General features: G+C 71.6%; 12 protein-coding genes. 8 read left to right on the forward strand and 4 right to left on the reverse strand.

All coding sequences use genetic code 11. From position 1 onward, the window contains the following. The first annotated feature begins 73 nt into the window (after nucleotides 1-73). The 7 genes from Q2K20_RS00755 to Q2K20_RS00785 all read left to right on the forward strand — a co-directional run bounded on the left by Q2K20_RS00755 (nucleotide 74) and on the right by Q2K20_RS00785 (nucleotide 8,763). Nucleotides 74-1,363 (forward strand): acyl-CoA dehydrogenase family protein, encoded by a 1,290-nt coding sequence (locus tag Q2K20_RS00755; protein WP_096906620.1) that lies wholly within the window; start codon nucleotides 74-76, stop codon nucleotides 1,361-1,363. Further along, complete coding sequence (locus Q2K20_RS00760) at nucleotides 1,360-2,712, forward strand: phosphotransferase family protein (RefSeq protein ID WP_386850674.1); 1,353 nt, start codon at nucleotides 1,360-1,362, stop codon at nucleotides 2,710-2,712. Before Q2K20_RS00755 ends, Q2K20_RS00760 begins: the two co-directional genes overlap by 4 nt. After that, nucleotides 2,712-3,434 (forward strand): histidine phosphatase family protein, encoded by a 723-nt coding sequence (locus Q2K20_RS00765; RefSeq protein WP_069389915.1) that lies wholly within the window; start codon nucleotides 2,712-2,714, stop codon nucleotides 3,432-3,434. Before Q2K20_RS00760 ends, Q2K20_RS00765 begins: the two co-directional genes overlap by 1 nt. Before the next feature lie 122 nt (nucleotides 3,435-3,556). Then, entirely contained in the window at nucleotides 3,557-4,366 is an 810-nt protein-coding gene (locus Q2K20_RS00770; protein ID WP_069389914.1) for an alpha/beta fold hydrolase, read from the forward strand. A gap of 119 nt (nucleotides 4,367-4,485) precedes the next feature. Beyond that, on the forward strand, nucleotides 4,486-6,636 hold the full coding sequence (locus Q2K20_RS00775; protein WP_227022207.1) for an MMPL family transporter: 2,151 nt from the start codon (nucleotides 4,486-4,488) through the stop codon (nucleotides 6,634-6,636). An 83-nt stretch (nucleotides 6,637-6,719) separates the two neighbouring features. Beyond that, nucleotides 6,720-7,379, forward strand: coding sequence for a lipocalin family protein (locus Q2K20_RS00780; RefSeq protein WP_268093163.1), 660 nt, complete (start codon nucleotides 6,720-6,722; stop codon nucleotides 7,377-7,379). 10 nt (nucleotides 7,380-7,389) lie between these two features. After that, nucleotides 7,390-8,763 carry a TIGR01777 family oxidoreductase gene (locus Q2K20_RS00785; protein ID WP_159148269.1) on the forward strand — a complete coding sequence of 458 codons (1,374 nt, stop codon included), beginning with the start codon at nucleotides 7,390-7,392 and terminating at the stop codon, nucleotides 8,761-8,763. 145 nt (nucleotides 8,764-8,908) lie between these two features. Here Q2K20_RS00785 and Q2K20_RS00790 read toward each other — a convergent pair whose 3' ends face one another. Genes Q2K20_RS00790 through Q2K20_RS00800 form a run of 3 tightly spaced genes read right to left on the reverse strand, consistent with a single transcriptional unit; the run spans nucleotide 8,909 to nucleotide 11,419 of the window. Beyond that, entirely contained in the window at nucleotides 8,909-9,553 is a 645-nt protein-coding gene (locus tag Q2K20_RS00790; RefSeq protein ID WP_067719079.1) for a TetR/AcrR family transcriptional regulator, read from the reverse strand. Between the two features lie 57 nt (nucleotides 9,554-9,610). Beyond that, nucleotides 9,611-10,933 (reverse strand): SPFH domain-containing protein, encoded by a 1,323-nt coding sequence (locus tag Q2K20_RS00795; protein WP_067719082.1) that lies wholly within the window; start codon nucleotides 10,931-10,933, stop codon nucleotides 9,611-9,613. Nucleotides 10,934-10,984: 51 nt separating this feature from the next. After that, complete coding sequence (locus tag Q2K20_RS00800; RefSeq protein WP_069389913.1) at nucleotides 10,985-11,419, reverse strand: NfeD family protein; 435 nt, start codon at nucleotides 11,417-11,419, stop codon at nucleotides 10,985-10,987. A gap of 69 nt (nucleotides 11,420-11,488) precedes the next feature. Here Q2K20_RS00800 and Q2K20_RS00805 point away from each other — a divergent pair, with 69 nt between their 5' ends. Beyond that, nucleotides 11,489-12,379, forward strand: coding sequence for a cation diffusion facilitator family transporter (locus tag Q2K20_RS00805; RefSeq protein WP_069389912.1), 891 nt, complete (start codon nucleotides 11,489-11,491; stop codon nucleotides 12,377-12,379). Here Q2K20_RS00805 and Q2K20_RS00810 read toward each other — a convergent pair. Next, complete coding sequence (locus Q2K20_RS00810; protein ID WP_194307282.1) at nucleotides 12,358-13,365, reverse strand: carbon-nitrogen hydrolase family protein; 1,008 nt, start codon at nucleotides 13,363-13,365, stop codon at nucleotides 12,358-12,360. The genes Q2K20_RS00805 and Q2K20_RS00810 overlap by 22 nt on opposite strands. Between the last annotated feature and the right edge of the window lie 8 nt (nucleotides 13,366-13,373).

A 13,373-nucleotide genomic window follows, 5' to 3' on the forward strand; every position in this document is an offset into this window, starting at 1 on the left:
CCCCGGCCCCGGCCCGCGCGTGGAGACGCCGCGGAGCCGGGACCCGTTCGTCGGGCTGTGCCACGATGAACCCATGGACTTCTCCTCCTCGCCCCGCGCCGCTGAGCTCACCGCAGCCGTCCGCGAGTTCATCGACACCCACATCGCCCCGGTGGAGCCGGAGATCCACGCCGATATCGCCCGGCGTCGGCTCGCCGGCCAGGACCCGTGGGCGGTCGATCCGCGGGTCACGGAGCTCCAGGCCCGCGCCCGCGAGCAGGGACTGTGGAACCTCTTCCTCCCGGCCGGACACGAGGGGCCCTATGCCGAGCGCTACGGCACCCACGGCGGCACCGGCCTGAGCAACACCGACTATGCGCCGGTCGCCGAGGAGATGGGCCGCTCGTTCCTCGCCCCGCTGGTGTTCAACTGCAACGCCCCGGACACCGGGAACATGGAGGTCCTGCTCAAGTACGGCTCACAGGAGCAGAAGGACCGGTGGCTGGACCCGCTGCTCGACGGGAGGATCCGCAGCGCCTTCCTCATGACCGAGCCGGACGTGGCCTCCTCGGACGCCTCGAACATGGCCGCCACCGCCCGCATCGACGGTGACGAGGTCGTCCTCGACGGCCGGAAGTGGTGGTCCACGGGCGTCGGTCACCCGGACTGCAAGGTGGGCATCTTCATGGGCGTGTCCGATCCGGACGCGCACCGCTACCTGCGCCACTCGATGGTCCTGGTGCCGATGGACGCCCCCGGGGTCCGCGTCGAGCGCATGCTCACCGCCCAGGGGGTCTACGACGAACCGCTCGGCCACGGCGAGGTGACGCTGGAGGGCGTGCGGCTCCCGGTGTCCAGCATCATCGCCGGACCGGGCAGGGCCGCGGAGATCGCGCAGGGCCGACTGGGCCCGGGGCGCGTCCACCACTGCATGCGGTTGATCGGCCTGTCGGAGATGGCGCTGGACCTGGCCTGCCGCCGTGCCTCGGGTCGCGTCGCCTTCGGCAAGCCCATCGTCAACCTCGGCGGCAACCGTGAGCGTCTCGCCGAGGCGCGCATCGCGATCGACCAGGCGCGCCTGCTGGTCCAGCACGCAGCCTGGAAGCTCGACACCGAGGGACAGGCCGCAGTGGAGGTCAGTGCCATCAAGGCCGCCGTCCCGAAGATGGCGCAGCAGGTCATCGACATGGCCCTGCAGCTCCACGGTGGCGGCGGCATGAGCGACGACTTCCCCCTGGCCGGGGCGTACGCCACCGCGCGGTCGCTGCGACTGGCCGACGGCCCCGACGAGGTCCACCTCGGCGTCGTCGCCCGGGCCCTGCTCGCGCCCTACCGCGACGCCGCCACCACCGGTGGCACCGAGAAGACCGGGACGAACCGGTGACCGCCCGAGACGGCGCGCCCGACCGCGACGCCGCCCTGCGCCGCCGCGTCCCCAGCACCGACGCGGTGCGCGGTGAGGACGCGTTCGACGTCGAGGCCGTGGCCGCGTGGCTGCGGTCGATCACGCCCGACGACCCGACCGTGCTGGCGGGGGTGGATCTGGGCGACGACGACGAGCCGGTCATCCCCGAGGTCCGGCAGTACACCGGTGGCGCGTCCAACCTCACCTACCTGCTGCGCTACCCGGGCGCGGACCTGGTCCTCCGCCGCCCGCCGGCCGGGACGAAGGCCCGCGGTGCCCACGACATGAAGCGCGAACACCGCGTCCAGTCGGCGCTGCGACCGGTGTACCCGCTGGTGCCGCGCATGGTGGGGTTCTGCGGCGACCACTCGGTGATCGGCTCGGACTTCTACGTGATGGAGCGGATGGAGGGCACCATCCTGCGCAAGGAGCTGCCCCGCGAACTGCTCATGGACCGGGTCACCACCCGCCGCCTCGCCGAGGCGGCCGTCGACGCGCTCGCCGACCTCCACTCGGTGGACGTCGGGGCCGCGGGCCTGGGCGACCTCGACCGCGGCGAGGGGTACGTGCGCCGCCAGGTCGAGGGCTGGTCCGCCCGCTACCGTCGCGCCCGCACCCCCGACGTGCCCGACTTCGCCCCGGTGATGAAGTGGCTGCACGCCAACCAGCCCGACGACGTGGGCCACTGCCTGGTGCACAACGACTTCCGCTTCGACAACCTCGTGCTGGATCCCCGGGACGTCACCCACGTCATCGGCGTCCTGGACTGGGAGATGGCCACCGTCGGCGACCCGCTCATGGACCTCGGCGGGGCACTCGCCTACTGGGTGCAGGACGACGACGGCCCGCTGTTCAAGGCGTTCCGCCGCCAGCCCACCCACGCGCCCGGGATGCTCACCCGCAAGCAGGTCGTCGAGCGGTACGCCCGCCGGGCCGGACTGGACATCACCGCGGAGCAGTGGCGCTTCTACGAGGTGTTCGGTCTGTTCCGCCTGGCCGTGATCGCGCAGCAGATCAACCACCGCTACTTCCACGGGCAGACCACCAACCCGGCGTTCCGCGCCTTCCGCCCCGGAGTGGCGTTCCTCGAGCAGCGGTGCCTGCGCATCATCCGCACGGGCGACGGTCGTCTCACTCCGACCCGGGTCTCCCCGCGTGACGTGGTCCCGGAACTGCTCGGCGTCCCCCGGGTCGTGCTCCCGTTGCTCGCCGGGGGCGTCCACGACGTCCGGGGCAAGGTGACGGGTCTGCTCGGAGGCCTGCCGGTGATCGGCGATCTCCCCGTGATCGGCGGGCGACCCACCGGCACGTCGGGCGGTGGGCGCTGATGGGGTCCATCCACCTCGTCCGCCACGGGCAGGCCTCGTTCGGCAGCGGCGACTACGACCGGTTGTCGGAGACCGGCCACCTGCAGGCGCGTCTGGCCGGCGAGGACATGGCCGGCCGCGGGCTGCGGCCCGACGTGATCATCCACGGCGGCCTGCGCCGGCAGCGCGAGACGGCGGAGGGCCTGCTCGCCGGGCTACGCGCCCACGACGACCGGGACGCCGCCGAGGACGTCGCGGTGGAGGTCGACGAGCGCTGGGCCGAGTACGACGCCGACGCGGTGCTGGAGGCCGCCCGCGTGGCCGGCCTGACCACGGAGCACGGGACCCTCGACTCCGCCGGTGCCTCCGACGAGGCCAAACAGGCGTTCCAGCGTCAACTCGACGCCGCCCTCGGACACTGGGCGGGACTCGAGGCGTTCGCCGAGTACCGACGCGACGCCGACGACGCCCTGGCGGACGCCGCCGCGAGGTCCGGGACGGGCCGGACGACCGTCGTCGTCTCCTCCGCCGGCACGATCTCCCTGGCGGTCGCCGGCCTCCTCGCCGACCCCGAAGGAGTCGTGGGGCTGTGGACCCGGTTGCAGCGCGTGACCGTGAACACCGGGACCGCCCGGGTCGTGGTGGGTCGGGGCGGGATGACGTGTATCGCGGTCAACGAACACCAGCACCTCGAGCGGGCGGCCGGACCCGACGACCCGCGCCGACTGGTCACCCTGAGGTGACGATGTCGGCCGACCGCACGTCGGATCGGCTCGAGGCCGCCTCGCGCCCGGGCGGGCGTCGTATCGTACGACCGTAGAGGCCGTTCCAGGCGGCCACGAGAGCACGTCAGGAGAACGCCACGATGCCCACCTTCCAGCGCGGTCACACGACGATCGCCTACACGGACACCGGCGCCCCCGCGGGACGCCAGGACGCCCCGGTGGTGTTCTTCGCCCACGGCTTGCTGTTCTCGGGCTGGATGTTCCAGCACCAGATCGCCCGTCTGCGCGACAAGTACCGGTGCGTGACGATCGACTTCCGCGGGCAGGGCAACTCCCCGCGGGCCATGGGTGGCTACGACATGGACACCCTGACGGTGGACGTGTCCGAACTCCTGCGGCACCTGCAGATCCCGGTGGTGAACTTCGTGGGCCTGTCCATGGGCGGGTTCGTGGGGATGCGCCTGGCCGCCCGCAACCCGGAGATCGTGCACACCCTGACGCTCATGGACACCGCCGCCACCGCGGAGGAGCCGGCCAACCGCAGCAAGTACAAGACGCTGTCCAAGGTGTACCGCGTGGCCGGCATGAAGCCCCTGCGTGCGCGGGTGGCGCCGATCATGCTGGCCGAGGGCAACCTCGACGCCCCCTGGGTGCAGGAGTGGATGACCCAGCTCGAGCGCACCGATCGCGTGGGGCTGGTCAAGGCCATCGACTCCGTCGCCGACCGTGACCCGTGCGAGGACGAGGCCATCCGCATCATCGCCCCGACCCTGGTCGTGGTGGGGTCCGAGGACGCGGCCACGCCCCCCGACAAATCCCGACGCATCACCGAGCTGATCGCGGGCTCGCGCTATCGCGAGATCCCCGGCGCGGGGCACTCACCCAGCATGGAACGCCCGGACGAGGTCACCACCATCCTCGAGGCGTTCCTCTCCGAATACGACGTGTGAAGCCAAGGGAGCCGATGAGAGCTGAGCGCTCGGCTAGAGACGAGTCAGGGTCGACGGGGCGGCCGGGGGCGGCCGACGGGTGGGTGGGCGTCGTCACGGGCAAGCTCTCCGCGTGGTTGATGCTCGTGGTCGTGCTCCTCGTGAGCGGCGCGGTGTTCGCCTTCGCCTCATCGGAGGGCTCGTCGCAGGGGCCACAGACGCTCCCGGACGACTCCGAGGCCGCACTCGTCTCCGAGATCCAGCGCGAGTTCCCGGGGTCCGAGTCCGTTCCGGCGGTCCTCGTCGTGACCCGCGAGGACGGCGGCGAGCTGGGGCCCGAGGGCATCGCCGCGGCCGTCGGTGCCGGCGAGCGCATGGCCGAGGTCGTCGGTGCTCCCGCAGAGGGCCCCATCCCGTCCGAGGACGGCGCCGCCGCCCTCATGCTGGTGCCGGTCGACGCCCAGTTCCTCTCCGGGGGCGCGGCCAGCGACCTGGTGTCGGAGATGAGGGACGCCGTCGCCGACGGTCTCGACGAGGGCATCAGCGCCCAGCTCACCGGCGGCCCGGGGTTCGCCGCTGACACCGCTGCCGCGTTCGAGGGCGCCGACTTCCGACTCCTGGCGGCCACGGCCCTGGTCGTCGCGGTACTGCTCATCGTCACCTACCGCTCTCCGGTGCTCTGGCTCGTCCCGCTGATCATCATCGGTGTCGCTGACCGCGTCGCAGCGTTGCTGGTCGCCGAGGTCGGCGAGGCACTCGACATCACCGTCGACGGGTCCACCTCCGGCATCGTCTCCGTCCTCGTCTTCGGTGCCGGAACCAACTACGCTCTGCTCTTGGTGTCCCGCTACCGCGAGGAACTCCGCAAGACCTCGGATCGTCGAACCGCCCTCCGCGACGCGTACCGGGGCGCGGTCCCGGCCATCGTCGCCAGCAACGTCACGGTCGTGCTCGCCCTGCTCACCCTGCTCCTGGCGGCCCTTCCCAACTACCGATCGCTCGGCGCCTCCGCGGCCGTGGGCCTGCTGGTCGCCCTGGTCTACGCGCTCGTCGCGCTGCCCGCCGCGCTGGCCGTGTGCGGCCGCGGCCTGTTCTGGCCGTTCATCCCGCGCCCGGTCGAGGGGCCCGCCGGCACGCACGCCGACGACGGTGCCCCCGAGACCCCGCGGGAATTCGACGAGGACGTCCCCCCGGGCGTCTGGGGCCGCGTCGCCGCGCGCGTGGTCAATCGCCCCGTGACGGTCCTCGTCTCCTGTGTCCTGCTCCTCGCCGTGCTGTCGCTCGGCCTGCTCGGCACCCGTATCGGCCTGAGCCAGACCGAGCAGTTCCGCACCCCCTCCGAGGCGGCCGCCGGGCTGGAGACCGCCGCCGAGCACTTCCCGGCCGGCGTCACCGACCCGGTCACCGTGCTCACCCGCACCGGCACCGAGGGAAAGATCACCGAGGCGGTCCGGGATGTGGAGGGTGTCGTGTCCGCCCGCCCGGCCGGCGAGTCCGGAACGGGATGGAGCCGCGTCACCGTGGTCCTCGACGCCGCGCCCGCGACCGACCGGTCGGAGGACAGCGTGATCGCGCTCCGCGAGGCCGTCGACACGGTCCCCGGTGCCGAGGCGCTGGTGGGCGGGTCGGTGGCCGAGGCCGTCGACACGTCCCAGGGCAACCTGCGTGACCTCACCCTGATCGCGCCGCTCATCCTGCTCGTGGTGTTCGTCGTCCTGGTTCTGGTCCTGCGGTCGGTCGTCGCGCCCCTGCTGGTCATGGCGGCGACCGTGCTCTCGTCGCTCGCCGCTCTCGGGCTCGGCACGTTCGTCACCACCCAGATCCTGGGCTTCCCCGGCCTGGACGTGTCGGTGCCGCTGTACAGCTTCCTGTTCCTGGTGGCCCTCGGCGTGGACTACTCGATCTTCCTCACCATCCGGGCCCGCCAGGAGGCCTCCACCCACGCCACCAGGGAGGCGATGGTCCGCGCCGTCGCGTTGACGGGCGGCGTCATCACCTCCGCCGGCATCGTGCTCGCCTCGGTGTTCGTGGTCCTCGGCGTCCTTCCGCTGATCGTGCTCACCCAGGTCGGCGTGATCGTCGCCCTCGGTGTCCTGCTCGACACCTTCGTCGTGCGCACCCTGGTCGTGCCCGCCCTGTTCACCCTCGTGGGGGACAAGGTGTGGTGGCCGGGTGACCCGCGAGGACAGACCCGCCGCGGCGCCACCGCAGGCTCGGCGTCCGACGACCCCGACCGCCGCACCGGCGACCACGGCGCCGGCCCCACCACGACCGAGGAGATCCACGCATGAGCACCACCGCCCGCACCAGCACCGCCGCCCGCACCAGCACCAGCTCCCGCCCCGGCCCGTCCCGGTCCCGCCTGCGAGGCCTGATGACGCCCCTGGCCGTCGCGCCGCTCCTCGCGGCGGGCCTGGGCACCGCCCCCGTGGCCAGCGCCCAGGACGTCACCGACGGCGGACGCCTCGGCGGCGGCTCCTCGCAGCTCCTGCCCGACGGTGTCGCCGTGGGCTCCCTCGGTGGACCCGAGCTCACCCAGGTCGACTCCGTCGACCTCGAGCGGTATCAGGGAGAGTGGTTCCAGGTCGCCGCCATCCCGCAGCCGTACACGCTGCAGTGCACCAACGACACCAGGGCCGAGTACGCGGTGACCGCGCCCGGCACGGTCTCCGTGCGCAACTCGTGCGGCTCGGCCATCAGCTCGGACTCGGTGATCGAGGGCGAGGCGAAGGTCCGCGACACCGACACCAACGCCTCGCTCCGGGTCAACTTCCCGATGGTCCCGTTCCAGGACGAGGGCGGACCCGTCAACTACCGGATCACCTACCTGGCCGACGATTACTCGCTGGCCATCGTGGGCGACCCCACGCGGTCCTCCGGGTTCGTGCTCAGTCGCGAGCCGGTCCTCGACGCCGAGCAGTGGTCCACCGTCCGCGATGTGATCGAGGACCGCGGTTGGTGGTCATGCGCCTTCCTCACCGTTCCTATGGCGGGCGGCCGCGGCGACGTGACCCCACTGTGCCTACTGCCGTGATGAGCACCCGATGAGCATCGATCTCACCTGCACGGTTCCGGCCACCCCCGACGAGGCGTGGCGTTACTTCGCCTCGCCCGGCGCCTTCCGCCGGCTCTCGCCCCCGTTCATGCCGCTGCGACCGGTGAGCGAGGCCGATTCACTGCGGGACGGCGTGGCGGTCCTCGAACCGCGTACGGCGCTGCCGGGACCTCTCGGAGTCCGCTTCGGACCCCGCTGGCTCGCGCAGCACGATCCCGCCGGGTTCATCGAGGGTGAGCGGTTCGTCGACCGCTGCGTGTCCCAGCCGTACGCCGCGACGACCGGATGGGTCCACACGCATACGCTGACGGCCGGTCCGGACGGCACCGCCCTGCTCGGCGACAGGGTCGACGCCCGGGTGCCCGGCCGGATGCTCTCGCCGGTGTTCGCCTACCGGTACCGCCAGATGGCCGCCGACCTCGACAGCCTCGCCCGGTACGACAACCGCGCTCTGACCGTCGCCGTCACCGGCGCGTCGGGCCTCGTGGGCACCGCCCTCACCGCGCTGCTCGGGGTCGCCGGACACCGGGTCATCCGCCTCGTCCGCGGCGACGCCCGTGGCCCGGGGGAGCGCCACTGGGACACCGGCGATCCCGCCGCTGACCTCCTCGAGGGCGTCGACGTCCTGGTCCATCTCGCCGGTGCCCCCATCGCTGGGCGCTTCACGGACCGGCATCTCGAACTCGTCCGCGACAGTCGCGTGGGCCCCACCCGGCGTCTCGCCGAACTCGTCGCCGCCCGCGGCGGGTCCACCACCCTCGTGTCCGCGTCGGCGATCGGCTACTACGGCGCCGACCGCGGCGACGAGCGGCTCGTCGAGGACTCCGCTCCCGGCTCCGGTCCGGTCGCCGACATCGTCGTCGACTGGGAGCGCGACTGCGAGCCCGCACGTCTCGCCGGGGCCCGGGTGGTGAACGTGCGCACGGGCATCGTGCTGTCCGGTTCCGGGGGGATGCTCCCGCCGCTGGCCGCCATCACGCGCTCCGGGCTCGGCGGCCGCCTCGGCTCGGGACGGCAGTGGATGTCGTGGATCTCGCTGGACGACCTCACCGACATCTACCTGCGGGCGATCGTCGACCCTGCGGTGACGGGCCCGGTCAACGCCATAGCCCCCGAACCGGTCACCAATTCCGAGTTCACCCGGGTTCTCGGTTCGGTCCTGCGGCGCCCGACGGTCGTCCCGGTGCCCGGATGGGCCCCGGCGCTCGTCCTGGGCGGGCGGGGTTCGGACGAGCTCGCCCTGGCGAGTCAGCGGATCCTGCCGACAGCGCTGACCGGCGTGGACCACCGTTTTCGTCATCCGTGGCTGGAGAGCGCGCTGGCCCACGAACTCGGTGCCGAGGAGCTCCCCGGGGGGCTGTAGGGGGACAGCGCGTTCAGCGCAGGAGGGTGCAGCGTTCAGCGCAGGAGGGTGCAGCGTTCAGCGCAGGAGGGTGCAGCGTTCAGCGCAGGAGGGTGCAGCGTTCAGCGCAGGAGGGTGCAGCGTTCAGCGCAGGAGGATGCAGCGTTCAGCGCTGCAGGATCATCGGCACGAGCACGCGACGGGCCAGTGCCCGGATCTGCTCCTCCGTGTCGACCGCGGGCGGGCCGTCCGTCATCACGACCAGTGAATGGAGGAACCGGCCGACCACGCTGGCGACCTCGCGGGAGAGCTGCTCGCACTCCTCGTCGTCCATCTGGCGGGTGTGGACGTCCGCGTTCCACGTGCTTCGGACGAATTGGGCGAGGATCTCGGTGATCGCGTCCAGGACCGTGTCGGACTGGCCCGCGAGCAACGCCATGGCCTCGACCTTGTCGACCTCGACGAGCCGACGTAGCAGTTCGTTCTGCCGGATGTCGAAGACGGTCCCGACCAGCAGGTCCTCGATGTGCCTCACCGGGTCCCACTGCAGGGACTCGAAGGGCGTGTAGCGCGCGTTGACGGTCATCATCAGGCGCTGCGCCTCGTGGGCGTAGATGGCGCGGAGGATGTCGTCCCGCGGCCCCAGACGCCGGTACAGGGTCACGCGGGTGACACCGGCCGCCCGCGCGATGTCGTCGGTGCTCGTGCCCTTGATGCCACGCTCGGCGAACACCGCGGACGCCGTCTCGATCAACCGGACATCCTCGGCGTCAGGCGCGCGGCCACCACCCAGGCCAGTGTTACGAGTCACGCCCCCATGTTACGACGCCCGGCCGAGGTGGCTGCGCGGAATGCCACCCGTCGGGGGTCACCGCCGGGGCTGGTCGCCACCATCGACGGGGTAGGCACCCTCGCCCGACCGCTGGTCAGCGGCCTGGTCGAACCCGGACGGCTGCCCCGGCCCGGGAGCCTGAGGCCCGCCGATCGCGGGGGTGTCCTGGCCTGCCGACTGCGAGGGGCTGTCGGGCGCCACGCCACCCTCCGACTCCGGGACCATGTCGAACACGCCGGGCTTGGGCTTGGGCCGGCTCGGCTGCTCGTCCATCACCGAGGTCGTACTCTTGGCCGCCGCCTCCGCGGCGGCCACGGACCGGGCGATCTCCGGGTCGGTGGAGGTGTCGAACCACTCGTCGGGCGCCGACGGCAGATCGGCATCGGAGTCGACGTCGGCCGGCTCGTAGCGGAACACCCCGTCGTCGTCCTTCTTGGCGACGGACTTGACGAAGTTCTCCAGCGAATCGCCGAACTGCGAGGGGATCATCCACATCGTGGCGGCCTCGCCCTTGGCCATCTCCGGAAGGTTCTGCACGTACTGGTAGGCCAGCATCTCCGGCGTGGGCTTGGAGGACTTGACCGCGGCGTTGACCCGGGCGATCGCGGCGGCCTGGCCCTCGGCCACGAGGTAGCGGGCTGCGCGCTCACCCTGGGCGCGCAGCATGCGGGACTGCCGGTCGGCCTCGGCGTTGAGGATCGAGGCCTGCTTGTTGCCCTCGGCGTCGAGGATGGCTGCCTGCTTGGCACCCTGCGCCGTGGTGATCGCGGCCTCGCGCTGTCCCTCGGCGGTGAGGATGGTGGCGCGCTTCTCGCGGTCGGCCTTCATCTGCTTCTCCATCGACTCCTGGATGGACATCGGCGGATCGATGGACCGCAGCTCGACCCGGGCCACGCGCAGGCCCCAGCGTCCGGTCTCGGAGTCGAGCACCCCGCGCAGCTGCTTGTTGATCATGTCGCGGCTGGTGAGCGTCTGCTCGAGGGTGAGCCCACCGACGACGTTGCGCAGGGTGGTGGTGGCCAGCTGTTCGACGGCCACGATGTAGTTGTTGATCTCGTAGACCGCAGCCTTGGGGTCGGTGACCTGGAAGAAGACCACCGTGTCGATGCTCAGTGTGAGGTTGTCCTCCGTGATCATCGACTGCGGCGGGAAGGTCACGACCCGCTCGCGCAGATCGACCTTGGCGCGCACCCGGTCGATGAAGGGGATGATGAGCGTGAGCTGGCCGCTCACGGTGCGTTGGTAACGGCCGAGCCGTTCGATGACCGCGGCCTCCGCCTGGGGGATGAGCTTGACCGAGCTCACCACCACCGAGGCGATGAGGATGACGATGACGGCGAGGAAGATCAAGCCTTCCATGGTTCCTCCGATGCTTCTCGTGCGTGTCCGCTGGCCGGAGACCAGCGCCTTCTAGATGCCACGCACGACGATCGCCGTGGCGCCCTCGATCTGGTGCACGAGGACCTTGTCCCCGGCCTCGAACGTCTCGCCCTCGAGGAGCGGACGCGCGGTCCAGGTGTCGCCCGCGATCTCGACCAGTCCGCCGCCCGCACCGATCGCCTCGACGACGGTGCCGTCCCGGCCGGTGAGCGCGGCGGTGTTGGTGTCGTGCTCGGGGAGTGCGGCGAGCAGGCGCCGCCGGACGAGGGGGCGGACCCCCAGGACGAGGACGAGGGAGACGAGGGCGAACGCCAGGGCCTGCCCCCAGACCGGCGCGCCCAGGAACGCCGCGGCCGAACCGCCGAGGGCGCCGCCGGCGAGCATGAGCATGAACAGCTCGCCCCCGGCCGCCTCTCCGGCGGCGAGCAACACCGCTGCTCCGAGCCAGGCCAGTCCCACATGCATGACACCGAGCCTACCGACAACGGGCGACGGGCAGGAGGTCTCCTGCGTGCGGGACTAGGCTGCTGGGACGTGTCGACTCTGAAGAAGTTCGCGTGGCTGTCCGTGGCCACGGCGATCGTGACCATCGTGCTCAAGATCGCGGCCTGGTGGGTCACCGGTTCGGTCGGCCTGCTTTCCGACGCCGCGGAGTCCGTGGTCAACCTCGTGGCCGCGGTGATCGCGCTCGGCGCCATCACGGTCGCCGAGCGCCCGGCCGACGACGACCACCAGTACGGCCACTCCAAGGCCGAGTACTTCTCCGCGGGTGTCGAGGGCGCGATGATCTTCGTCGCCGCCGCGTTCATCCTGGTCGTCAGCGTCGAGCGGCTGATCAATCCGGAACCGCTGGAGGCACTCGGCATCGGTCTGGCGATCTCGGTGGGCGCCGCCGTGATCAACGGCGTGGTGGGTGTGGCGCTCGTGCGAGCGGGGACCCGTCACCGGTCACCCACCCTGAAGGCCGACGGCAAGCACCTCGTCACCGACGTCATCACGTCGGTCGGCGTCGTCGCCGGGCTGGCACTGGCCTGGGCCACCGGCTGGGAGGTGCTCGACCCGATCGTCGCGATCGGCGTGGGACTGAACATCCTGTTCATCGGCTATCGACTGGTACACGAATCGGGGATGGGATTGATGGACGCCACGCTCCCCGACGAGGACAACCGGGCGATCGAGGAGGTCCTCGAACGCCACCGCGAACCCGGCCGCGTCGACTTCCACGAACTGCGGACGAGGGAGTCGGGCAGGTGGCGCTTCGTCGAGTTCCACGCGTTGGTGCCCGGTCAGTGGAGCGTCGAACGCGGGCACGACCTCGTGGAGACCGTGGAGCAGGAGATCCACGCGGTCCTGCCGAGCTCGCACATCACCACACACCTCGAGCCGATCGAGGACGAGCGGGCCTACAACGACGTGCACCTGTGATGCGCCGCGCGCAGCCCGGCTACGCGACCTCGGCGGCGGTAGTAGCTCCTGCCCGCGACGTTCTGCTGGTGCCAGTACCCGCGTAGCAGCGGAGGCAGGTCGGGGATCCAGAACCGGTCCTCCAGCGGCGTGACGGGGTCCGTGGCTCCGAGGGGCACGTCCGCGTAGACGATCCCGGGCCCCTCGTCCGTGCGTCTGGTGGCCAGGACGGTGCCCGAGGCGTCCACGATCTGGGTGGCGCCGACGAACTCCGTGGCGTACGGCACCGATGCGTCGGAACCGGGCAGCAACAGGAAGTCCGTCCGCAGCGCCCCGCAGTGGGAGGCCTGCAGCACGGGCGCGCCCAGCCGCCGGGCGAACTCCGCCGGCGCGTTCTCCGACAGGTCCCTGTTGTACCGCGCGAGCGAACCGAGCGCTCGCCGGGTCAGCCCGCCCCAGTTGTCCGGGACCGTCCACCAGTGGGTCCCGGTCACCGCCACCGCGACGCGCCCCCGGAGCCTGCGCACGGTCCCGGTGCGGATCAGCTCCCAGCAGCTCGCCACCCCCACCCCGCCGAGCCCGGTGACGAACGCCCCGTCGTCGCTGCCGTCCGCGTAGAAGCCGCCGCCGGTGTAGAAGCAGTTCTCCCACATCGTCGGCAGGTCCTTGTCATGGATGTGCACGCGTCCGTCGGGTTCGACCAGGTGATAGCGGTTGAACACCTCGTCGTCGTCGGCCACGAGCATCGACCCACCGACGGTGACGGAGTGGCGTGCGGCGAGGCGTCGGAACATCTCGACGGCCACGTTCTCGCGCGGCAGGACCGCGTCGTGGACCTGCCCGCGCATCGGCACCGGCGACGTGCAGAACTCCGGCACCGCGATCAGGCGCGCGCCCCGCCCGGCGGCCTCCACGATCATCTTTTCCAGTCGACCCAGTGTGAGGTCCACGTGCCCCGGCACGCCTTCCAGTTGCACTGCCGCGGCGTGCACCACCTGCGCGTCCATGAGGCCTC

It is taken from the genome of Dietzia sp. IN118 (genome assembly GCF_032905965.1).
GTDB lineage: Bacteria > Actinomycetota > Actinomycetes > Mycobacteriales > Mycobacteriaceae > Dietzia > Dietzia kunjamensis.